Below are 22,273 nucleotides of genomic sequence, written 5' to 3' on the forward strand. Positions count from 1 at the left end.
ACTTGTGTTCGGAGTTGTCTTGCCATCGCCCGCGGCAAACGCTTAAGTGCGCGGCCATGGGCAAGGAAGTCGAGCGCAAGTTCCTGGTCTCCAGCATCGCATGGCGGGAGTTGGTCGAGGCGGATATCCGCATTCTCCAGTTCTATCTCGCCACGGCGCCTGGGCGGACCGTGCGCATTCGCATCAGCGACGGCGCTTCCGCCAAGCTGACGCTCAAATTCGGCAGCGGCGCGCGCGAGCGCGACGAGTTCGAATATCCAATCCCGCTCGCCGATGCCGTGGAGATGCTGGACTTCGCCATCGGACGTGTCATCGAGAAGACACGTCACTATGTTAGGCACCGCGGCTATCTCTATGAAGTCGACGTCTTTGGCGGTGCACTCGCGGGACTTGTGGTGGCCGAACTCGAGACGCCGGAAGACGTACCGGACGAAATGCTGCCTGACTGGCTCGGCCGTGAAGTCACCGGCGAGCAGAAATTCTACAACGCGTCGCTCGCCCTCGGGGGGATACCGGAGATCGCCGCATGAGCTTTCGTATCGACCCACGCCTACCGCTGACCGGCGAGGTCAGACGCATCCTCGCCGAGGAGATTGGCAAGGCGCTCCTGCATCTGGATACGGCGCGCAGCCGGCCTGAGCAGGGACTGCATAAATGCCGCAAGCGGCTTAAGAGCGCTCGTGCCTTGCTGCGCCTGATTCATTCCGGCGACGAAACATTCTGCACGACAGAGAACCAGTGCTATCGCAACGTCGCAGCGCTGCTTGCCGGCCCGCGCGAGGCGACGGCGCTGATCGAGACCATCGACCGGCTGGCGGCAGCTTTCCCGAAGGAGAGCGCCGATGGCGGGCTCGACGCCGTACGTGACCGGCTGATCGCCCGCCAGCACGATCTCCACGAAGGCGCCGGCCTCGAAGCTGCGATCGGCGCGGCGACCGCGGCCTGCCAAGACGGTATGAAGCGGATCGAAAGCCTCGACTTGCCCGACCAGCCGGAACAGGCGGCCGACGTGCTTGCCGAAGGCGCCCGGGTCACGCTGCGCCGTGCCAGGAAGGCGCTCGACAAGGCTGGCTCGCGCGGCGAGGCCGACGATTTCCACGATTTGCGCAAGGCGGCCAAGACGCATGGCATGCACCTCTCGCTGCTGGGCAGGCTCTGGCCGACGCCGATCAAGGCGCGGCGCAAGGCGGTCGATGCACTGGGCGAGCGGCTCGGCGAACTGCACGATCTGTTCGTCTTGCGCGCGCTGCTCGAGGCCGACGACGAGCCGCTTGGCCCGCCCGAGGACACGAAACTTCTTGGCAAGCTCATGAAGCGTTCGGAGAAGAGTCTGCGGAAATCCTGCCTTGCCGAGGCGGCCGAACTGTTCGGCGACAGCCCCAGGCATTCGACGAAGAAGCTGGCCCGCAAGGCGCGCGATGATCTGGCCAGTCCGGCGCAGCGCGACGAGACGAGCGCTTCGGCCGGCTGACGAAGAGCCGGCACGCTGGCACTTCCCCGCCGGCGTGTGCTAGTCACGCTGCATCATGACCGAGCCCGGCGACACGCTCCTGGACCGACTTGGCCGCTGGCTCGCCGGCCGGTTGCAGCAAGAGTCCTCCGGCTATGAACCCTACACGCCGTCGGACCCTGAAACACTGCGCCGCACGCTGGAACCCGGCGACATCCTGCTGATCGAGGGCAACCAGAAGATCTCGGCGGCGATCAAGTACCTCACCCAGTCGACATGGTCGCACGCGGCCTTCTATGTCGGCGACGCGCTGGCCGAACCGGAGGACGGAACAGAGCGGCGGCGGCTGATCGAGGTCACGCTCGGCGACGGCTGCGTGTCGGTACCCTTGTCGCGCTACCGCACCTACAACACCCGCATCTGCCGAGCGAGCGGGCTGACGCCGGAGGACCGCGAGACGGTCGTCGCCTTCATGATCGGCAAGCTTGGCCTGAAATACGACCTCAAGAACATTTTCGACATGCTGCGCTATTTCCTGCCGACGCCGCCGGTGCCGGTGCGCTGGCGCCGGCGCATGCTGGCCTTCGGCTCCGGTGACCCGACCCGGGCCATCTGCTCCTCGCTCATCGCCGAGGCCTATGGCCGGATCCACTACCCGATCCTGCCCGAGATCACCCGTGCGCCGGGCCGCGCCTCGGCGCAGTCGAGCTATATGCGCAAGGAAATCCTGCACATTCGCCACCACTCGCTCTACACGCCGCGCGACTTCGACCTGTCCCCGTTTTTCCGCATCGTCAAGCCGACGCTGGAATATGGTTTCGACTACCGGGAAATGGTCTGGGACGACAAGGCCGCCAGTGCGGAGACGAAAGCCGCCGAATAATGCATGTTTGGCAGTCCTTTCAAGCTGGAAGCGGGCGCCGTCCTTTTGCGGCGGGCTGCTCAGGCGTCCGCGCGCCGGCATCGCGCGGGTGCGGGCCGATCGGCATGATCGCGGGAAACGGCGTCGCTCCAAAGGCAAACGTCCATTTGTAGCCGGTGAGCCCGTCCTCGGGCGTCGTATGCTGGTCGTGGTGAGCCAGCAATTTGGCGCGCTCGGCAAGGTCCTCCGCTTCGCGCCGCACCATCTCGGCCGTCTCCGGCCGCATCCGCCTGGAGAAGCTGACGAAGGTCGCCTCCTTCTCGATATGGGTGATGGCCCAGCCGATGAAATTCTTGTTGGTCATCTCGAACAGCGGCCTGAGCGGCCCCTCGAAGTTCCACTGGATCGGCGTTTCGACCAGCAATCTCGCCGTGAGGCCCCGGCCGAGCGCGATCAGGCCGAGTTCTTCCAGGTCGCGCAGATAGAGGAACATCGAGGCCTCGCTCAGGCCTTGCGAGCGCATGATGCCCTCAGGCGTGAACTTTTCCGACAGCATGACGAAGACGAACAGCAGCGCCGGCCGCCCGGCGAGCCGGCGCTCGATCTCGGGCGCGATGTGGTTGACCGGGCCCGGCCCCCGGTTCATCGAGCCAAGCACGTTTTCCAGCTCGACGCCGGCTGCGGCGCAGATCTCGACCAGCCGGTCGAGCTTGCAGTTGCGCTCGTGGAAGATGCGCTTCACCGTCGGCTCGGAAACGCCCATGCGTTCGGCCAGCTCGCGATAGGTGACGCCCTTCGCCTTCAGTGTCCGCTTCAGCGCCTCGAAGATCAGACCGTTCATGGGATGCACCTCTTGCCGGCAATTTCGTATCGACTTTCGATACTAACGGTAATCAGGCTTTTCGAAAAGTATCGGAAATCCTAGCTCACTGCCTGTCAGCACAGGAGAACAGCCATGAAACACTTCATCATCTCAGCCTTGGTCGCCACCATCGGCATCGCGGCCGCACCAGCGGTCCAGGCCGGCGAACTCTGGCGCGCAACGGGCCTCGAACAACCGGAATCGGCACTGTTCGACGCCGCCAACAACCGCATCATCGTCTCCAATATCGTGGGTAACCCGGGCGATGCCGACGGCAACGGCTATCTCAGCGTGCTGTCCCTGGACGGCAAGATCGTCACCCAGCACTGGACCGAAGGCATGGACGCGCCCAAGGGTATGGCGATATCGGGCGGCAAGCTCTATGTCGCCGACATCACCAAGGTCCGCGTCGTCGATCTCGCCAGCGGCAGGCTGATCGCCAGCATTGTGGTGCCGAATGCCGTCTTCCTCAACGACATGACGGCGGACCATACAGGCAAGGTCTATGTCAGCGACATGCTGGCCGACACGATCTACCGCATCGACGGCGACAGGCCGGAGCTGTTCGTCAGGGACGCGTTGCTGGCTTCGCCCAATGGCGTCTTCGCCGATGGCGACCGGCTGATGGTTGCCTCCTGGGGCAAGGGCATCAAGCCCGACTTCAGCACGGCGGAGCCGGGCGGGCTGCTGTCGGTCGACCTCGCCAGCAAGGTGGTTTCGCCGCTGCCCGGCGCGCAGAAATTCGCCAACCTCGACGGCGTCATCACCATTGGCGACACCATCTACGCCACCGCCTACATGACCGGCACGCTTTACCGCTACAAGGCCGGCGGAACTCCGGAAGCGGTGGCGCACTTCAAGCCGGGCAGCGCCGACATCGGCACCGACGGCAAGTCGGTCCTCTATGTGCCGCTGATGAACGAGGGCGAGGTGGCGGCGCTGAAGGTCCGTGCCGAAACGTCAGACTGATACGGTCAGCGACCAGCAGCCGTTTTTGAGACAGTGCAGCTTCGATCTGACGAGCTGTACTGTTTCCGCTCACGACTTGCCGGGGTTGCGAACAACTCCGAGGCCGAGATCCGTCCTATGCATGGTTGTGGCGGCCCGCGAGGCCGATCGCTGGCCGGTCATCGCGGCCGTGTACGTGCCTTGAATTGGCACCAAATCTGCTTGATGGTGGTGTTGGGTGGGTTGGGTTTACAGTATGCGGTTCCTGAACTTCATTTTAGGCGGCCTCTGTCTGCTTGTTTGCAGCGCCCCGGTATCTGCTCAACAGTGGTGTTCCAACGCGAAGAAACCTGACGAAATAACGATTTGCAGTGACAGCGGGCTCGGGCAACTTGATCAGCAACTTAGTTTGGATTTTGCTGCCTTGAGAGACGGTGTGCCAAACCGACAGCCAGTCATCGACCAGCAGCGGAATTTCCTGAAGCGTAGGGCGCTTTGCGGAGCCGATAACGCGTGCATACGCGCTGAACACCAAAAGCAGATCGCCCTATATTCGGCGGTGGCCGCCAAACTCGGCATTTCACTTCCGCTTGTGTCATCGGCTATCGCGGCCGTTCCGCCCGGCACGACAGAAGGAAGCAGCCAGAAAGTTCAAATCAACTCAATATTTATCGACTATGGGCCACTCGGGGCGGCAGGGAACGCGATGGATGCGCTTGTCGTCGCAAATTGGGACTATGCCGAACTCGACACCCTTAAAACACCTAACGCGGATGCGGTGCTTGTTTCGTCGGCCTTGGCGACGCGTGGTATCGCCGCCAGGATCGAGCGAAACGCAGGGCGTCAGACTTTGCTGGATGCACTTGCCAAGTTCGCTGACAGTCCGCATAAAGATGTCTTTATATTCTACTACGCAGGCCACGCCGCGAACATTAACGGAAACTCGTCGCTGCTTCTGCCTTCGTTCAGAATCACGGGCGGTGCCTCAAATGGCGAGTATATACCCATATCAGTCATCACGAAGACAATCTCGAAACTGGGCTATAAAAAGGCGCTGATTATATTTGATGCTTGCCGGAACATCATAGACGTTAACGACCCTCAAGTCGTCGCGACCGTAGCAGCAGAATACCAGAACACTCGGAGTGTCAAAGCTCTGACGTCCCGTTCCGTGGAATTAGCCGCCTTAGAAGATATGGACTACGCCATTTCCTTCTCTTCGGCGGAGGGACAAACCGCTCTCGACACCGTGAATGGTCAAAACAGCCCTTTCGCTCAAGCGTTTGCCTCCAACTTGCGAGAAAAAGATACCTTCTTTGATGCAATCATTGAGACTCGCAGAGACGTCCGAAAAGTCACCAATGACCGCCAACGTCCCACGCTTGAGATGAGTTGGGATGAAGACCTTACGCTTTCGGGCAACCTTTTGAAGTCGGTTGAATACACTTTCAACGAAGGCGTCACGGCTAGAATCGATGGGCCATCGGAAGACATGAGACTTGTTCGAGACGCCCCCAACACTCGGTCTATCCACCACAAGATGACCGCTGACGATCCATGTCTCCGAGCCGCACCCATTCCTGGAGTGGCCAAATTCGACAGTAGTGTCTTCAATTGTGTGTCAGAGGCTTACCATCTGAAGGCCGCATCCAAGGGCACGACATCTGGCGGCATCAATTTCTTTCCGGAGCGATATGCAACCGACGGCCACATTCAGATCTGTGACAGTGCCAAGTTCGTTTTCGATTTGGACTTGGATGGACGACCAGAGATTGCGACCTTCTCGCACGATCGATACGGGGGCGTCCTGACATTCGAGAGAGACGGTCATATCGCAAACTACTACTCACGCCTCGGATGCAGTTTTTGGGACCTCACTGTTTATGACCTGGACAGGAACGGTGTTGGTGATCTGGTCATTTCTTATGCCTGCGAAGGCGAGCAAAACGATATGATCATTGAGACTTGCCTCGTCGTCCTAAGCGGCGAGCGCCTGATTTCAAATGTGGATGGAACATTTCAAGACTCTAATGAAGCAAATCTTGAGCTTTACTTTAAGAAATCTAGATACCTTGGGCTGTTGGGTGGACTCAATAGAGTTGCGTTGTTTTACGATGAGGGTATTCGGGATGTTTTACCGATTTCGCCAGTCGGCCTTGGGTACGTTGGATATTTTGACACATGGGAAATTGGCCGTGAAGACCGAATACCTAACAAGCTAGTAAGCATAGCTAAGGACGGGACGATAACGCTTCAGAGTGACGGCGATACTTACACAATGCCCAGTTTACAGTCAGACAAGTTTGTTCTGAAAAAAATCAACTAGGCGGCGTGACATGACGACACCATCTACGCCTCCGCCTACATGACCGGCACGCTTTACCGCTACAAGGCCGGCGGAACTCCGGAAGCGGTGCCGCTGATGAACGAGGGGGAGGTCGCAGCGCTGAAGCTCGATTGAGAAACCGTGCCTCGGGGCCGAACCGCGACCTTCGCTAACAGCCGTCGATGGACCCGTGGTAGGAAAGGTAAATCGACGGTGATGGAGGTTTGCCATGGAAGACGGGGACATCCGGGCGGCCCTGGATCGCCACTGGGCGGCTTCCGACGCAGGTGACTTCGAGGCGGAACACCGGATCTACCGGGAGGACGCGGTGCTCGACTATCCGCAATCGGGCGAGCGCATCCGCGGACGGCGCAACATCCAGTCCTCCCGCGCCGCGCAACCGAACCGCAAGCGCTTCACCGTGCGGCGGATCACCGGCAAGGATGACCTCTGGGTCACCGAATATGTCCTGACCTATGACGGGCGGCCATCCTACACCGTCAGCATCATGGAGTTCCTGGACGGCAAGGTGGCCCGCGAGACCCAGTATTTCAGCGATCCATTCGAACCGGGAGCCTCGCGGGCACAATGGGCCGAGCGGATATTGTGAGCCATGGGGAAAATCATCCGCCGATCGCCCGCGCGGAGCTGCCGAACGAGACCGTCGCTCTCGCCCGCTTCCTGATCGGCAAGCTGGTGATGCAGGCGTTGCCCGAAGGCATTGTCGGCGGCCGCATCGTCGAGACCGAGGCCTATGTCGTGGGCGACGCCGCCGGGCATGGTTTCAGGGGAATGACCCCGCGCAACCGTTCGCTGTTTCTCGAGCGAGGCCACGCCTACGTCTATCTCGCCTATGGCACCTCCATGATGCTGAACGTCTCGAGCGAGGGGCAGGGGATCGGCACCGGTGTCCTGATCCGGGCACTGGAACCACTCGAAGGCATCGCGATCATGCGGCGGAACCGTGGCGTGGAGCGCTTGCGTGACCTGGCGCGCGGGCCGGGAAGGCTGGCCTCGGCGCTGCGGATCGATCGTTCGCTCGACGGGCTCGACCTCTGCCAGAAAGGGCTTTTATGGCTCGCAGGCGATGCCCAGGACCCCGGCGAGATCGGGCAAGGCATCAGGATCGGCATTTCGAAGGATGCCGACCGACCGCTGCGATTCTATCTCAGGGGCAGCCCGTTCGTCAGCGGTCCGAGATCGCTCAACCGATGAGACGCCGGTCAGCCGCCCTCCTTCGTTGAAAGGAAGCTGGACGCGAAGGAGCCGCGCCTCACTTCCCCGCCAGTTGCGCCCGCGCGTCGCGGATCGAGGCGGCATAGGTCACCAGCGGCCGCTTGATGCAGGCGGTGCGGCGGGCTTGAGGCGCACGCCCCTGCCGCCGCGCTCGCTGGCCTGGTTCTCGCCGATCAGTTCCACCCCGGCCTCGTCGAGCGCCTGGATGACCTTCATCAGCGTATCGACCACGCCCCGGACCACGCCATCGCTCGCTTCCATGCGCTGGATGGTTGGAAGCGAAACGCCCGCGCGCTCGGCGAGCGTCTTCTGATCGATGCCGGCCAGGGCTCTTGCGGCACGCATCTGCGCGGCAGTGATCATCGGCCGCAACCCATGTCTGCGTCCGCGGAAATGACGCATGATGTTTCAAGCATCAGCATCAATCCTTGTGGCTTAAGCACCGTCGCCTGATTGTCCATTTTCGATACTTTCCGAGGATTGCAAGCTAGGATGTTGTCCATCTGAGGCAGGGGGTAACGCGGTTGAACATATTCAGGACTTTGGTGACATCGGCATGCTTGCTGTCAATGGCTCTGGCGCTGGCAGGATGTGGTGGACACCTGATCAACAGATTGATCTGAGGGCAAGCCCGAGCGGCGCGGCCAGGCGCATCAGGTATCGTCGCTCACCACCTTGCGCCGCTGCAGGATCCGCGCCACCAACCAGCATAGCATCGCCCAGGCGAAGCCCGCACACCAGCCTGCCAACACATCCGACGGCCAGTGGACGCCGAGATAGATGCGGCTGACGCCGACCAGCACCGTCGTCAGCACGGCGAGGGACAGGACGTATATCTTCGTCGCCCGGCCATGCAGGAAGCGCGCCGCGAGCGAACCGAGCGTGAGATAGGTCACCGCCGACAGCATGGCGTGGCCACTCGGGAAGGAAAGCGACGTCTCGCTGACCAGATGCGAGACGAGCTCGGGCCGCGGCCGATCGACGCCGACCTTCAGCAGGCTCGACAGAACCTGGCCACCCGCCACGGCGACAAAGATGAGAAGCGCGGTCCCAGGCCTGCGGATCAACAGCAGATAGATGATCGTTGCCGTCGTGATCAGCACCAGCACGCTGGCGCTGCCGAGGCTGGTGATGTCGCGCATCGCCCCCTCCAGCCATAGCGGGCCGATTGGGATACCGGGTTGGCCCGTCTGACGGAAGGCAAGCAGGATTTCGGTGTCGAAGGCGTGTGGCGTGGTGGCGCGCGCCACCTCCATCAACTCCTCGAAGCCCCAAAGCCCGCCGGCGATGACAAGGCCGGCCAGCAGGACCGGGAATTCGATCCGGTTAAGCAGGGTGCTTGCAGTGTCTTTCATCGGATTGGTACCGCAGCCTTCATTCGGTCATCGTCCCTGCAGATAGGGCCCGAGCGTGATCAGCGCCACGGCCGCGATCGCCAGCACGATGCCGGCGGCCTGCAGCGCGTTGACGCGCTCGCCGAAGAACACCAGCGCGACGACATTGACCGAGACCAGCTGAATGACGGCCGAGAGGCTGAAGGACACCGACATGCCGAACTCTCGGATCAGCCGCAGCATGATCAAATTGCCCAGCGAATAGAGTGCCAGCGTCAGCAGGATCTTGCCGAGGCTCGGCGCCAGTCCCCATTGCTTGGCGGCGGTCGCCGCCAGAAGGAAGATCACCGTTGAAAAGCCAAGCTGCAGCAGTCCCGAAAAACTCAACGTCCGTCCCCTTAGAAGCGGCTGCCGCCGCGTGTGCCGCGGACCTTGTTTCCCAAGCGCCCCGAGACGTCAAGCGACCTCGTTCCAACTAAGGTCTTGGCAAGGGCAAGACTGAGGCTCAATGTGCCAATGTCGCCCAGCTGTCGATGGGGAGGGGGCGGTCAGGGGCTTATGATTCGTATTCTGCAGAATTTGGCGCGGCGCTGGAGCGAGCTTTCGCTAGCCCTGCAATTCCTCGTTGCCGGCGGCTTTGGCCTCCTGGCCGTCATGCTCGTGGTCGGCACCTGGGTAACGACGCAGATCCGGGACGGCGTCATGCGCAATTCGGCCGCCACGACAGCGCTCTATGTCGACAGCGTGATCGCGCCGCTGCTGCCGGACCTGCGCAAGAGCGAAGAGCTCAGCGAGGCCGTCAAGCAGGCGCTCGACGAGACGCTCGGCCAGGGTGCGCTCGGCAAACGCCTGGTTTCGTTCAGGCTCTGGCGGCGCGACGGCACGGTGCTCTATGCGAAGGACGCGTCTTTGATCGGCCGCCGCTTCAATCTGACCGACAATCTGCTGTCCGCTTTCCAGGGCAACGTCACCGCCCAATTCGATACGTTCGACGAAGACGAAAGGAAGGAACAGGCTGTCGGCGTGCCCTTGCTGGAGATCTACAATCCCGTGCGCGAACCCTGGTCCGGCAATGTGGTGGCCGTCACCGAATTCTTCGAGGTCGCCAGCGATTTCAAGGCCACGCTGGCTTCCGCGCTGCTGTCGAGCTGGCTGGTCGTGGCCGGCACCACCTTGACCGCTTTTCTGCTGCTGTCGGGCATCGTCCTGCGGGCCAGCCGCACCATCGACGATCAGCGCGGCGCGCTGCGCCACCAGGTGTCGGAACTGCAGGACCTGGTGACGCAAAACAGCGCCTTGCGGCAGCGTGTGCAGCGGGCGTCCCGCCGCGCCACCGCACTCAACGAAAGATATCTGCGCCGGATCGGCGCCGACCTTCATGACGGACCGGCGCAACTCGTGGCGCTGGCGGCTTTGCGCATGGACAGCCCGGTATTTTCGGACGACGGCCATTCGACCGAGAGCCGTTCGACCGAGGTCGCGATGATCCGCAAGACGCTGGAGGATGCCATGCGCGAAATACGCGGTATCTGCACCGGCCTTGTGCTGCCGCAGATAGAGACGGCAGCCGCCAAGGAGATATTACGGCTGGCCGTCGACGAACATGAGCGCCGGACGGGAACCTCGGTGAGGCTTACCGTGCCCAAGCATTTGCCCGAACCCGGCGCCTCGGAGAAGATCAGCATCTATCGTTTCGTGCAGGAAGGGCTGAACAATGCGTATCGCCACGGGCGAGCCAAGGATCAGACAGTGCGTGCCGGGATGAAGAATGGCCGGCTTTTTGTTGAAGTGTCGGATAGCGGGCCGGGCTTCGACCCGGCGCGGGTCGAGGGGCTGGGGCTGGCCGGCCTGCGGGAGAGGGTCGAAAGCATTGGCGGCCAGTTCCAGACCTTGACCGGAGCACAAGGCACGCGATTGGTAATCAGTCTATCGGTTGAGGAGCAAGCATGATTGGCGCCATTCGAATCGCTATTGTCGATGATCATCCGCTGTTTCGCGAAGGCGTGACGCGCAGCCTGTCGGAGATCGGAGGCTTCGAGATCGTCGGCGAAGGTGCGACGGCGCAGGATGCCGAACGCATCGCCTCGACGGTCCAGCCCGACATATTGCTGCTCGACATCTCCATGCCGGGCGGCGGCCTGGCCGCGGTTACAAGCATCCTTGCCGACCACCCCGCCCAGAAGATCGTCATGCTGACCGTTTCGGAGGCCAATGCCGACGTCACCAAGGCCCTGAATGCGGGGGTGCACGGCTATATCCTCAAGGGTGTCGGATCGCGAGCACTCGCCGATATCCTGCGCAGCGTCACGGCCGGCGAGAGCTATCTTTCGCCGACGCTGTCGGCGCGGCTGCTGTCCGATCTCCAGTCCCCGCAGCCTGCCAATGGCGAGGCGGACCGGCTGCGGCAACTGACCGGGCGGCAGACGGAAATCCTGCGGTTGGTGGCGGAGGGGCTCAGCAACAAGGAGGTTGCCTTGCGCCTGGAGCTGCAGGAGAAGACGGTCAAGCACCACATGACCGGGGTGCTGTCGAAACTCAACGTGCGAAACCGCACCGAGGCGGCCCTCATGATGCGCGAGTTGCGCGACCGAGACAGGAACCGAGCGTAGGCCATCGCGGAACCGCTCTAACTATTTGTTTTTACGCAATTCCCAAGGGCAAGCGCTGCGCGCTTGTCCCGGGAAAACCGTTACACACTTTTCCTGGAATTGCTCTAAAGCCAGACAAAACGAGGTCACCTCCGCCGGGGGCGGCGGAGGTGACGTGTGAAGCTGGTCGTTGCCTGTTGACCGGCCTCACAAGGCCTTGAGACGCCTGACATCGGCGGGCGTGGCCCGACGGTCGATGATCGTGCGGCCGAGCGCGTCGCGCATCCTGAAACGACCGTTCTCGATCTTTTCCGTCATGCCGTTGGGGTGCTCGACCGAGATCTTGCTGCCGTCCACGCTGACCTTGTCGCCGGTCGTGGCGTTGACATGGCTGGTGCCCGTGCTGCTCTGGCTGGCGCCCGATCCCGAGTTGCCGCTACCGTCATCTGTTCCGGAATTGCCGCCGTTTCCATTTCCGTTGCCGTTATTGCCACCGCTGCTGTTGCCGCTGTTGCCGCCGTTTCCATTTCCGTTGCCGCTATTGCCGCCGCTGCTGTTGCCGCTGTTGCCGCCGTTTCCATTTCCGTTGCCGCTATTGCCACCGCTGCTGTTGCCACTGTTGCCGCCGTTTCCATTTCCGTTGCCGCTGTTGCCGCCACCGCTGTTGCCGTTGCTGCCACCGTTGCCGTTGCCGTTGCCGTTGTTGCCACCGCCATTGCCGCCCTTGGCGGCCTGTGCGGTGGCGGCATCGATTCCGGGGGCGGAGCCGTTCAGGGCGATTCGATAGGGAGCAATGGTCAACGGCAAAGCCGCCGCAGTGACGAGCGCCAGCCGGCAACAACGGGCCGTGATCGATCCGTTCATCCTGATCTCCGTCGATTGAGCCGGCGCGCCCACCCCAACGTTGCAACCAGCAACATCGCCGAAAGATGTATTGACCGGAAGCGACCTCCGACCGTTGCGTTTGTCCCCCAGGACCTTTGGAAGCGCAAGGTTGGACCAAAGTCCGAGGTCATGGATGACAACTGCCTCGCGCGGAGCGGTGGAACAGGTATGATGTCACGAAAATGTGATCAGCCGGCTGTAGGGGTCGAAAGCGACAAAAGCTCCAGCCACTCCAAAGCCAGAGGCCCTCATGACCGAACATCGCTCCCCCGACGCCAGATTCCGCACCAGCCTGCTCGAGGAAAACGAAGGACCGGCCATCAACCCGACCGACAACCGCACCATGGGCGAGATCATCGCCGCGCGGTTCTCGCGCCGGGGGTTCCTCAAGGGATCGCTCGCCGTCTCGGCGATCGCCGCCACGGTCGGCCCGCTGGCCATGATCGCCGCGGACGATGCCCGCGCCGCGGAAGGCTCGGCCTTCAAGTTCGACGAGCTCGAGGCCGGCATCGACGACAAGCATCATGTCGCGCCGGGCTATGACGCCGACGTGCTGTTGCGCTGGGGCGATCCGCTGTTTGCCGATTCGCCGGAATTCGACCCGACGAAGCAGTCGGCCGAGGCGCAGGCCAGACAGTTCGGCTACAACAACGACTATGTCGGCTATATCCCGATCGACGGCTCGGCCGAGCACGGCCTGCTGGTGGTCAACCACGAATACACCAACCCGCATCTGATGTTCCCGGGCATCGTTTCGATCGTCGAGAAGGACGGGAAGAAGAAGGCCGAGGTCGCTCCGCTCTCGAAAGAGCAGGTCGATGTCGAAATGGCGGCGCATGGCGGCACCATCGTCGAGATCCGCAAGGACGGCGGCAAATGGCAAGTGGTGCGCGACGGCAAGCTCAACCGCCGTATCACCTCCACCACAGAGATGGCGCTGTCCGGCCCGGTCGCCGGCCATGATCGCGTCAAGACCAATGCCGACGCATCCGGTACCAAGGTGTTCGGCACCATCAACAATTGCGCCGGCGGCGTCACGCCGTGGGGCACCTATGTGATGGCCGAGGAAAACATCCATGGCTATTTCTCCGGCGAACTGCCCGAGGGTCACAAGGAAGCCGCCAACTACAAGCGGCTCGGTATTCCCGAAGGCGCCTATGAATGGGGCGCGCATTACGACCGCTTCAACCTCGCCAAGGAGCCCAACGAACCCAATCGCTTCGGCTGGATCGTCGAGGTCGACGTCAACGACCCGACCTCGACCCCGCGGAAGCGCACCGCCATGGGCCGCTTCAAGCATGAGGGCGCCGAATCGATCGTTGCCAAGGACGGCCGCGTCGTCTTCTATCTCGGCGACGACGAGCGCTTCGACTATGTCTACAAGTTCGTCACCAAGGGCGCCTTCAACGCCAACGACCATGCCGCCAACAAGGACCTGCTCGACGACGGCACGCTGCATGTCGCCAAATTCGCCGAGGACGGCACGGTCGACTGGCTGCCGATCGTCTTTGGGCAGGGCCCGCTGACGGCCGAGAACGGCTTCGCCAGCCAGGCCGACGTGCTGATCGAGACACGGCGTGCCGCCGATCTGCTCGGCGCCACCAAGATGGACCGGCCCGAGGACATCCAGCCCAATGGCGTCAACGGCAAGGTCTATGTGATGCTGACCAACAATTCCAAGCGCAAGGCCGACCAGGTCGATGCCGCCAACCCGCGCGCCGAGAACGCCTTCGGCCACATCATCGAGATCACCGAGACCGACGGCGATTTCACGGCCGCCAAGGGCAAATGGGAAGTGCTGCTGAAATGCGGCGATCCCTCCGTCGCGGATGTCGGCGCCACCTTCTCGACGGCGACGACGGCCAATGGCTGGTTCGGCATGCCCGACAATTGCGCGGTCGATTCGGCCGGGCGCCTGTGGGTCGCCACCGACGGCCAGGGCCCGAAAGCCACCGGGCGCACCGACGGCCTGTGGGCGGTCGACACGGAAGGCGCCGCGCGGGCGACCTCGAAACTGTTCTTCCGCGTGCCGATCGGCGCCGAAATGTGCGGCCCGCTGTTTGCGCCCGACGACCAGACCGCCTTCGTCGCCGTCCAGCATCCGGGCGATGGCGGCGAGGATTGGGAAGGCTTTGGCCGCCCGTCCTACTACGAGGATCCGTCGACGCGCTGGCCCGACTTCAAGCCCGACATGCCGGTGCGGCCAGCGGTCGTCGCCATCACCAGGCAGGGTGGCGGCAAGATCGCGGTCTGATCTCGGGGCTCTGGTGGAGCAGGGATCTGCCGGTTGGCGTGGGTCATGGACGTCCGCGAGTGTCGTCATCAACTCTGAGGAATGGTGGCGTCTCTGAGCCTGGCGTTTAGGGTGACGACGATCTTTCGCATGACTGCAGCGATGGCCACCATTGGCTTTTTGCCGTTGGCGATGAGGCGTTTGTAGAAGGTTGCGAACTCGCCCCTTCCGGCAGCGGCGTGCAATGCGGGCATGTAGAGCATGCTCCTGATCTCCGGTCGTCCGCCACGGATTTTGCGGTAGCCTTGCTTTTGCCCGCTGTCGTTTGGATGAGGCGCGAGCCCTGCAAGCGCGGCAGCCTTTCGACGTGTCATGGTGCCGAGTTCGGGCAAGATGGCCAGCAGCTTGGCGGCCACGATTGGGCCGAGACTGTCCATGGCCGTGCAGATGGCGGCTCGATGCTTGAGGGCGCTGCTCTTGGCGATCAGCTCGTGCATGGCTGCATCGATCGCCTGGATCTGACGCTCGACGACTTTGATCACGGCCTCGAAGGAGGCGGCGAGGTCTCGAGCACCAGGTGCCTTGGCGCGGTTCTTCTCGGCGATCTTGATGGCGATGAGCTCCTGGCGGCGGCGCACCAAGGCGCGCAAGCGGGTCTCGTCGGGGTCCGGAGCCTGCCAAAGGGTCAGCTTTTCCCAGCGTTCGCGGCCGTAGGCCCTCAACATCGCGGCATCGATGGCATCGCTCTTCCCGTGGGTGCCGTAGGAGCGGATGAAGCTCTTGACCTTGAGCGTGTCGGCGCGATGGCAGGCGATGCCGGCACGCAGGCACTCTTCGAGCAGCAGGCCTTCATGGCCACCGGTCGGTTCACAGACCACAAGGTCTGCCTGCTTGTGGCTCTTGAGGAAGGCGCGGATCGTGCGTCGCTGGTTGTCGATGACATGGGTGGTGGTGCCATCGGCGGCGGTGATGGTGTCCTTGGCGATATCGAGGCCGAGGCACAGTTTCGGTTGTTGGTGCAAGAAGGCCATGCTGGTGGTATCCTTGTCAGGCTTCGGATTGTTTGCGGGCGTGGCGCGAGCCAGCGGCCAATCAACTCTCCAAGCGATGGCGGACAAAGACGGCAGGGACCATGATGACGTCGGGTGTTGCCCGATCCCAGGGACGGTCGCCTGTCGCCGGGACTGCCGGTTGTGATGGGCCGCAGTCCCGGCCGCCAGACTACCTGATCCTTCTCAAACAATCCCAGGGCGGAGCAGGAGCGAAGCTCCGTCGCGGAGACCGCGGGATGACGAAGCGATGGCTGTTTGTGCCAATCGCCAAGGCTCAAGCCTCGGGAAAGACTGGCAATTTAGGAATGGCGCCCTAACTCCTCTCCCAGGAGACCGCCGCCATGTCGAAGTCAGTCTATGATCGTGGCCTGCTCAAGCCTGGCGAAATCGCCAGGCTGCAGCGCGTCTTTGACGAAGCCTGCCTGCGGCGGGACGCGCAGCCCGACTCGCCGGAAGCGCGCGAAATCGCCCTGACGCTGCTTGCGCTCCACAATGCCGGCATGGTCGACGAAGAGATGTTGATGGAAGCCGTCGGTTTCCGCCGGCTCGAACCGAAATCGGCGTGATGTCCGCGGGCGCGTCCAGCCCTATGCAGCGCGCTGAACGACGGCGACATTGATCGGGGTCCTCAAGCTGAAGCCGATGGACTCGTACAGCCTTATCGCGCCGGCGTTTGTGGCAAAGGCGTGAAGGTACGGGATTTCGCCGCGTGCGAAAATCTGGTTGGCCACGAACACGGACAGCAGCCGGCCAAGGCCGGTGCCGCGAAACTCGGGGTGCGCGCACACGCCGCTGAGTTCGGTATAGCCGGGCTGCTTCATGCGCTCGCCGGCCATCGCCACCAGCCTGCCCTCGACCTTCACGCCCCAGAAGGCGCCAAGGCTCAAGGCGCCTGATGTGAACGGACCAGGCTTGGTGAGCGACGCCAGGGCCAACATTTCGACAGCGTCCTCTGGCGTCAGGGGCTGGACGCGTTCATCCGGCACGGCCGGCGACGGCGCCTCGGCAATCATCTGGACGGCGTCGGCGGTCGAAATCGCCGCGAGACCCGGCGGAAGGGCAATGGTGTCGGCTTGCGCCATGATGACGCTCTCATCCGGGCCAACAAGCTCGCCAAGTGCCTGCAGGCTTGCGGAATCATCCGCGGCGGTGGCGGCAAAGAGGGCGATTGACGGCGAATACCGCCTGGCGAGATCGCCGCCTTGCGCGAAGGCGCGATGCCGCGTCTCAAGCGCGCTCCAGACGGGCCGGTCGAGAACATGTTTCATTGCACGGCGCCCGTTTTGACACGACGGTCGAGCGGGGCCGTGGCCAGCCCATCCTCGATGGCGGCGAGTTGATCGAGAAGCGGTCCTGAAAGGTCCCGGCACAGATCCGCGACAGCGTTTTCGATGCGTGGCCACACATCCCGTTTCGCCACATCGACGAGCCGCTGGCCCTTGCCCGTCAGCGAGACCACCCGCCGCCGCTGGTCACCCCGTGACTGAATGGCTTCGACCAGCCCCAGTTCGGCCAGCAGCGACACGCTCCGTGTCACGCCCGGCTGTGTCAGCCCGAGCGATTGCGCCAGCTCGCCGATGGCCAGGGGCCCGAGCCTGTCAAGAGCGGCCAGCAGGGGGTACTGGCTCGACTGAAGCGGAACCTCCAGGCCGTCGAGCAGCTGTTGCGCATCGGCCTGCAACTGTTCGCCGATGCGCTTCAGCCGGCTGCCGAGGCAGAGATAGCCAAGCGATCGGATAACGTCTTCCATCATCATTTCCCGCGATATTTTGTAACATGTTATATAACATGGCATATAAAATGCTGGAGCGATATGCTTGTCGCCCGCCTCCGCGATCAAATCAGCGTGACGCGCCCGAGGGCCGGGAGGAGCCGGCGATGCGCCTGGCGATCGCCTTGCCCAATATGCTGGCATTGGCAAAGCAGCCGCGGATGCTCGGCCGCATGCCGGTGAACCACAGGCCTGGCAGTTTCGCATCGGCTTGCCCGCCGTTGAAGAGCGGGACGCCCTTGCCGTCGAGCACGCCGAGATTGCCGACCATGCGCTCCAGCCCGGTGCGATAGCCGGTCGCGGCAATGACGATATCGGGATCGACCAGGCTGCCATTGGCCAGGACCACGCCGTCGCGGGTGAACTCCCGTATCGCCGGCACGACGACGATCTTGCCCGATTTGATGGCGTCGACGGCACCATCATCCGCGGCGATCGCCGTGTAGTCCGAGGTCAGGCGGCTGGCGCCGCCCGACGGCGCGGGCGGCATGCCGAATTTGGTCAGATCGCCGAAAACCAGGCGCTGCGTCGCGGCGATCGCCGCATCGGCGACGCGCAGCGGCAAACGCGCCATGAGCGGCGAAAGCCGGTGCACGGCGATCTTGCCGATGCGCTTGGGCAGCAGCGCGGGCCCGTTGCGGGCCGACAGCCAAAGCGCCGCCGTATCCACGCCGGCCAGATGATTGAGGGCGTCGAAGCCCGAATTGCCGGCGCCGACGACCAGCACCTTCTTGCCGGCATAGGCCGAGGCGTCGCCAAAATCCGCCGAATGGATGATCCGGCCCGCGAAGGCCTGCATGCCCTTCCACTGCGGCGTGAAGGGCTCCCTGTCGCGGCCGGTGGCGACCACGACATGACGCGCCAGGCGCAAGCCGGCGCTGGTCCGCACGGCCCAGTGGTCGCCCCTGAACACGATGGCCTCGACGGCAACGCCGAACTCCACCGGCAGGCGGTTCGCCTCCCGGAAATCGTTCATATGGCGGATAACGACGTCCCTGTGCGGAAAGGCGGGAGTATCCCCGGGATAGGCAAGGCCGGGCAGCGCCGAGAGATCGCGATGGGTGTTGAGATGCAATTGCTGGTGCCGCCGGTGCCAGGGCTCGGCCAGCCGGCTCTCCTTTTCCAGGATCGCCGTCGGCACGCCGGCCTTGATCAGGGCATGCGCGACGGTCAGTCCGGCGGCGCCGGCGCCAATGACGATTGCAGGCTCGACCGCCACCAATTGCTCCACCATCGGTCTGGTTGTCGTATCAGCCATTCACTCTCTAGTCCCATTCAGCCGCCGCGCATTCCCGCAAGGCTCGCAGCAGGCTGTAACCGTTTGATCGCGCGCAGCCCCATATATGGGTGTCATCGCCGAGCCCTGCGCCGGGCCGCGGCCACGCTCCAGAACATTTCGTCGCCAAGCGGAAACGACTGGATCGCGGAAATGCGGCCAAAACAACAAGATGGAGCGGAATGCCCGCTTCTGTCCGAATACATCCAGCCCTATATGGCATATCGGCGGCATCGGCGATAATCAGGTCGCGGCAATGTGATTGATTCGAGTTCCGGGGGGCTGGCGGATCTCGTTACCGGCGCAGGAATTCGAAACCGCAAAGATTTCGGCTTCCCGCGAAAATCAAGACGCCGTGGCGCGTCTTGCGTGTCGACAGGCACGCCACGCCACAGACGGCACGCGGAATCTCGACCATGCCCTCCTTGCGGATCTATTTCGACAAAATCCTCGAGGGCGCCTCGCCCAAGGTCGAGCGCCAGGCATTGACGCATGTCGAACGTCTGGCCCTGGTCCGCCGCCATGGCGACTTCTCGCTCGCCTATTCCACTGCCGTGCAGGGCAAGCTTTCCTATTTTGGCGACGCCGACGGCTACATCGCCTTCGGCACCAAGATGAAGCATCATTTCGCGCTCGGCGACCCGGTGGCGGCGCCGGCGCGGCGGGCCGACTACATCAGGCGCTTTGTCGATACCGCCGGCGCCCCGTGGTTCGTGCAGATCGGCGCGGATACGGCACACGTGCTGGCCGGGCTCGGCTACAAGATCAACCGGCTGGGCATCGACACAAGCCTTGTCCTGCCCGAGCATGACTTTTCCGGCAAGCGCAACGAGACCGTGCGCTATTCCGAGCGCTGGCTGCTGAAAAAGGGGTTTTCGTTCGACGAGGACAAAAGAACCGTCTTCCTCGACGAGATCACGCGACTTTCCGACAATTGGCGCGGCGACCGCATCGTCAAGCGCTGGGAAATGGGCTTTCTGAACCGCCCCTTCTACGATCAACTCGGCACCGACATGCGCCGTTTCGTGCTGCATGGTCCTGACGGCGAGCTGGTCGCGCTGCTCGATTTCGATCCGCTGTTTCGCGACGGCAAGGTCATCGGCTATACCACCGCCTTCAAGCGCAAGCATATCGATGCCTCGCCGCATGCCGAGATCGGCCTGACCAAATTCGCGGTCGACCGGTTTCGCGAGGAAGACATATCGGTGGTCACGCTTGGCCTGTCGCCGCTCGTCGACGTGACCCCAAGCGGATTTGCCGAAAGCGACTTCTGGCGCAACGCCTTCCAGCGCGCCTACGCCTCGCCCTGGATCAACCGCCGCCGGTTCAACCTGCAGGGCCAGGCGGCATTCAAGCGCCGTTTCCACGGCGTGGAAGAGCCGGTCTACATCGCCTTCCGCGAGGGGACCTATATCGAGATGCTGGGGTTGCTGCGGCTGGTCAAGGCGATTTGAACTCTCCTCGCCCGGGCTAGGTGGCTCGGCGAAGCCGAGACGGAGTGGGGGTCGACCAGCGCATCATCAAGACAACGCATGCGCCAAGCTGCCATACACGCTATCGCCAAAGACCAGCCGCGTCAGTTGCGCAGCCGATACCCAGTCTTGAAGATCCAGGCGACGACCGCGATGCAGGCCGCCAGGAAGACCAGTGTCATGCCGAGGCTGATGCCGACCGAGACGTCGGCCTTGCCGAAGAAGCTCCAGCGGAAGCCGCTGATCAGGTAGACGACCGGGTTGAACAGCGTGATCGTCTTCCAGATGCCGGGCAGCATATGGATCGAATAGAAGCTGCCGCCAAGGAAGGTCAGCGGTGTGATGATGAGCAGCGGCACCAGCTGCAGCTGCTCGAAACTCTTCGCCCAGATGCCGATGATGAAGCCGAACAGGCTGAAGGTCACCGCCGTCAGCACCAGGAAGGCGATCATCCAGAACGGATGCTCGATCCTGAGCGGCACGAACAGCGAGGCGGTGGCCAGGATGATCAGGCCGAGGATGATCGACTTGGTGGCCGCCCCGCCGACATAGGCGATGACGATCTCCAGATAGGAGACCGGCGCCGACAGCAGCTCGTAGATGGAGCCGACGAATTTCGGGAAGTAGATGGCGAAGGAGGCGTTGGAGATCGACTGCGTCAGCAACGACAGCATGATCAGCCCCGGCACGATGAAGGCGCCGTAGGCGATGCCGTCGATCTCGGTGATGCGCGAGCCGATCGCCGAGCCGAAGACGACGAAATAGAGCGATGTCGAGATGACCGGCGAGATGATGCTTTGCAGCACGGTGCGGAACGCACGCGCCATCTCGACCCGGTAGATCGCCCATACTGCGCGAAAATTAGGGGCTGCGCGCAGGTTCATGGCTCTCTCCTCACCAGATTGACGAATATCTCCTCGAGCGAGCTGTTTTGCGTGTCGATGTCACGGAACTGGATGCCGCCGGCCTCGAGATCGCGGATCAGCGAGGCGACGCCTGGCCGTTCGGCCTGGTTGTCATAGGTGTAGGTCAGTTGCCCGCCATCAGGCGACAGCTCCAGCGCATAGCGCGAGAAGGCTTCCGGTATGGCCGTCAGCGCATTGCGCAGCTCCAGCACCAGCCGCTTGCGGCCGAGCTTGCGCATCAGTTCGGCCTTGTTCTCGACAAGGATGATCTCGCCGCGGTTGATGACGCCGACACGGTCGGCCATGGCCTCGGCTTCCTCGATATAGTGCGTGGTGAGGATGATGGTGACGCCATCCTCGCGCAGCCGGCGCACCATCTCCCACATGTCCTGACGCAGTTCGACATCGACGCCCGCCGTCGGCTCGTCGAGGAACAGGATGCGCGGCTCGTGCGACAGCGCCTTGGCGATCATCAGCCTGCGCTTCATGCCACCCGACAGCGTGATCGCCTTGGCGTCTTTCTTGTCCCACAGCGAGAGATCGCGCAGCACTTTTTCGACGAAGGCCGGGTTGGCCGGCTTGCCGAACAGGCCGCGGCTATAATTGACCGTCGCCCAGACGCTCTCGAAGGCGTCGATGGTCAGTTCCTGCGGCACCAGGCCGATCAGGCTGCGCGCCGCGCGGTAGTCCTTGCCGATGTCGTGACCGTCGACGGTGACGGTGCCGGTCGAGCGGTTGACGATGCCGCAGACGATCGAGATCAGCGTCGTCTTGCCGGCGCCATTGGGGCCAAGCAGCGCGAAGATCTCGCCGCGGTTGATGTCGAGATTGACTTCCTTGAGCGCGGTGAAGCCGGTGGCGTAGGTCTTGGAGACCCCGGAAATGGACAGAATGGAGGGCATGGGCTGAAAACTGCTGCCTGAAAGAGGTCCCCTGATATAGGCCGAATGTCGTTGTGTGCAACCGCAAGTCAAGGCGCTGCTGACAGTTCTGGACAGCGGTTGCGGGCGGCCAGAGCTCTTGCCCCGACGCAATCCCCGCTGGAAGCCGCTTCATGCTTTTCCTGGAATTGC

General features: G+C 62.9%; 23 protein-coding genes. 12 read left to right on the forward strand and 11 right to left on the reverse strand.

All coding sequences use genetic code 11. The features are described from left to right. The first annotated feature begins 56 nt into the window (after window positions 1–56). Genes AC07UC_RS04695 through AC07UC_RS04705 form a run of 3 tightly spaced genes read left to right on the forward strand, consistent with a single transcriptional unit; the run spans window position 57 to window position 2,333 of the window. Complete coding sequence (locus AC07UC_RS04695) at window positions 57–530, forward strand: CYTH domain-containing protein (protein WP_494904356.1); 474 nt, start codon at window positions 57–59, stop codon at window positions 528–530. Then, complete coding sequence (locus AC07UC_RS04700) at window positions 527–1,471, forward strand: CHAD domain-containing protein (RefSeq protein ID WP_494904358.1); 945 nt, start codon at window positions 527–529, stop codon at window positions 1,469–1,471. The genes AC07UC_RS04695 and AC07UC_RS04700 overlap by 4 nt, the downstream gene beginning before the upstream one ends. 55 nt (window positions 1,472–1,526) lie before the next feature. After that, entirely contained in the window at window positions 1,527–2,333 is an 807-nt protein-coding gene (locus tag AC07UC_RS04705) for a C40 family peptidase (protein WP_494904360.1), read from the forward strand. A gap of 19 nt (window positions 2,334–2,352) precedes the next feature. Here the strand turns inward: AC07UC_RS04705 and AC07UC_RS04710 are convergent, their stop codons facing one another. Further along, window positions 2,353–3,153 (reverse strand): helix-turn-helix domain-containing protein, encoded by an 801-nt coding sequence (locus AC07UC_RS04710; protein WP_494904362.1) that lies wholly within the window; start codon window positions 3,151–3,153, stop codon window positions 2,353–2,355. 114 nt (window positions 3,154–3,267) lie between these two features. Here AC07UC_RS04710 and AC07UC_RS04715 point away from each other — a divergent pair, with 114 nt between their 5' ends. The 4 genes from AC07UC_RS04715 (at window position 3,268) to AC07UC_RS04730 (ending at window position 7,663) form a co-directional block, all read left to right on the forward strand. Further along, entirely contained in the window at window positions 3,268–4,143 is an 876-nt protein-coding gene (locus AC07UC_RS04715) for an SMP-30/gluconolactonase/LRE family protein (protein ID WP_494904363.1), read from the forward strand. 235 nt (window positions 4,144–4,378) lie between these two features. Then, on the forward strand, window positions 4,379–6,448 hold the full coding sequence (locus AC07UC_RS04720) for a caspase family protein (RefSeq protein ID WP_494904364.1): 2,070 nt from the start codon (window positions 4,379–4,381) through the stop codon (window positions 6,446–6,448). A 229-nt stretch (window positions 6,449–6,677) separates the two neighbouring features. After that, a complete protein-coding gene (locus tag AC07UC_RS04725) occupies window positions 6,678–7,058 on the forward strand; it encodes a nuclear transport factor 2 family protein (RefSeq protein ID WP_494904365.1) in 381 nt (126 codons plus the stop codon). Further along, window positions 7,037–7,663 carry a DNA-3-methyladenine glycosylase gene (locus AC07UC_RS04730; protein ID WP_494904367.1) on the forward strand — a complete coding sequence of 209 codons (627 nt, stop codon included), beginning with the start codon at window positions 7,037–7,039 and terminating at the stop codon, window positions 7,661–7,663. Before AC07UC_RS04725 ends, AC07UC_RS04730 begins: the two co-directional genes overlap by 22 nt. Window positions 7,664–7,771: 108 nt before the next feature. On the opposite strand, the gene AC07UC_RS04735 is transcribed toward AC07UC_RS04730, so the two are convergent. From AC07UC_RS04735 to AC07UC_RS04745, 3 genes are all read right to left on the reverse strand, one after another. Continuing rightward, a complete protein-coding gene (locus AC07UC_RS04735; RefSeq protein WP_202325205.1) occupies window positions 7,772–8,047 on the reverse strand; it encodes a helix-turn-helix domain-containing protein in 276 nt (91 codons plus the stop codon). A gap of 290 nt (window positions 8,048–8,337) precedes the next feature. Continuing rightward, the gene (locus AC07UC_RS04740; RefSeq protein ID WP_494904368.1) at window positions 8,338–9,039 is read right to left on the reverse strand and encodes a phosphatase PAP2 family protein; all 702 of its coding nucleotides are present in this window, start codon (window positions 9,037–9,039) and stop codon (window positions 8,338–8,340) included. Between the two features lie 27 nt (window positions 9,040–9,066). Beyond that, a complete protein-coding gene (locus AC07UC_RS04745; RefSeq protein WP_140771065.1) occupies window positions 9,067–9,405 on the reverse strand; it encodes a hypothetical protein in 339 nt (112 codons plus the stop codon). Between the two features lie 171 nt (window positions 9,406–9,576). Here AC07UC_RS04745 and AC07UC_RS04750 point away from each other — a divergent pair, with 171 nt between their 5' ends. Together AC07UC_RS04750 and AC07UC_RS04755 are read left to right on the forward strand one after the other, a co-directional pair. Continuing rightward, window positions 9,577–10,968 (forward strand): sensor histidine kinase, encoded by a 1,392-nt coding sequence (locus AC07UC_RS04750; RefSeq protein WP_494904370.1) that lies wholly within the window; start codon window positions 9,577–9,579, stop codon window positions 10,966–10,968. Then, the gene (locus tag AC07UC_RS04755) at window positions 10,965–11,627 is read left to right on the forward strand and encodes a response regulator (protein ID WP_140771069.1); all 663 of its coding nucleotides are present in this window, start codon (window positions 10,965–10,967) and stop codon (window positions 11,625–11,627) included. Before AC07UC_RS04750 ends, AC07UC_RS04755 begins: the two co-directional genes overlap by 4 nt. Before the next feature lie 186 nt (window positions 11,628–11,813). On the opposite strand, the gene AC07UC_RS04760 is transcribed toward AC07UC_RS04755, so the two are convergent. After that, complete coding sequence (locus tag AC07UC_RS04760; protein ID WP_202325208.1) at window positions 11,814–12,470, reverse strand: hypothetical protein; 657 nt, start codon at window positions 12,468–12,470, stop codon at window positions 11,814–11,816. A 271-nt stretch (window positions 12,471–12,741) separates the two neighbouring features. Here AC07UC_RS04760 and AC07UC_RS04765 point away from each other — a divergent pair, with 271 nt between their 5' ends. After that, window positions 12,742–14,745, forward strand: coding sequence for a PhoX family protein (locus AC07UC_RS04765; RefSeq protein ID WP_202325209.1), 2,004 nt, complete (start codon window positions 12,742–12,744; stop codon window positions 14,743–14,745). Between the two features lie 68 nt (window positions 14,746–14,813). Here AC07UC_RS04765 and AC07UC_RS04770 read toward each other — a convergent pair whose 3' ends face one another. After that, the gene (locus tag AC07UC_RS04770) at window positions 14,814–15,755 is read right to left on the reverse strand and encodes an IS110 family RNA-guided transposase (RefSeq protein WP_494904372.1); all 942 of its coding nucleotides are present in this window, start codon (window positions 15,753–15,755) and stop codon (window positions 14,814–14,816) included. A gap of 362 nt (window positions 15,756–16,117) precedes the next feature. Between AC07UC_RS04770 and AC07UC_RS04775 the strand changes: the two genes are divergently transcribed. Continuing rightward, entirely contained in the window at window positions 16,118–16,342 is a 225-nt protein-coding gene (locus tag AC07UC_RS04775; protein ID WP_172347739.1) for a hypothetical protein, read from the forward strand. A gap of 21 nt (window positions 16,343–16,363) precedes the next feature. Here AC07UC_RS04775 and AC07UC_RS04780 read toward each other — a convergent pair whose 3' ends face one another. From AC07UC_RS04780 to AC07UC_RS04790, 3 genes are all read right to left on the reverse strand, one after another. Then, a complete protein-coding gene (locus tag AC07UC_RS04780) occupies window positions 16,364–17,044 on the reverse strand; it encodes a GNAT family N-acetyltransferase (protein WP_202325210.1) in 681 nt (226 codons plus the stop codon). Continuing rightward, window positions 17,041–17,529 carry a MarR family winged helix-turn-helix transcriptional regulator gene (locus AC07UC_RS04785; RefSeq protein ID WP_140771079.1) on the reverse strand — a complete coding sequence of 163 codons (489 nt, stop codon included), beginning with the start codon at window positions 17,527–17,529 and terminating at the stop codon, window positions 17,041–17,043. The genes AC07UC_RS04780 and AC07UC_RS04785 overlap by 4 nt, the downstream gene beginning before the upstream one ends. Window positions 17,530–17,617: 88 nt before the next feature. Continuing rightward, window positions 17,618–18,805 carry a flavin-containing monooxygenase gene (locus AC07UC_RS04790; RefSeq protein ID WP_202325212.1) on the reverse strand — a complete coding sequence of 396 codons (1,188 nt, stop codon included), beginning with the start codon at window positions 18,803–18,805 and terminating at the stop codon, window positions 17,618–17,620. A 434-nt stretch (window positions 18,806–19,239) separates the two neighbouring features. On the opposite strand from AC07UC_RS04790, the gene AC07UC_RS04795 reads away from it, so the two are divergent. Continuing rightward, window positions 19,240–20,277: a phosphatidylglycerol lysyltransferase domain-containing protein gene (locus tag AC07UC_RS04795; RefSeq protein ID WP_494904375.1), complete on the forward strand. Its 1,038-nt coding sequence runs from the start codon at window positions 19,240–19,242 to the stop codon at window positions 20,275–20,277. A 122-nt stretch (window positions 20,278–20,399) separates the two neighbouring features. Here the strand turns inward: AC07UC_RS04795 and AC07UC_RS04800 are convergent, their stop codons facing one another. Both AC07UC_RS04800 and AC07UC_RS04805 read right to left on the reverse strand, forming a co-directional pair. After that, window positions 20,400–21,179, reverse strand: a complete 780-nt coding sequence (locus AC07UC_RS04800; protein WP_140771084.1) for an ABC transporter permease — start codon at window positions 21,177–21,179, stop codon at window positions 20,400–20,402. Continuing rightward, a complete protein-coding gene (locus AC07UC_RS04805; RefSeq protein ID WP_140771086.1) occupies window positions 21,176–22,102 on the reverse strand; it encodes an ABC transporter ATP-binding protein in 927 nt (308 codons plus the stop codon). The genes AC07UC_RS04800 and AC07UC_RS04805 overlap by 4 nt, the downstream gene beginning before the upstream one ends. Window positions 22,103–22,273 lie beyond the last annotated feature (171 nt).

Source organism: Mesorhizobium sp. GW821-FHT04C10 (assembly GCF_059420305.1).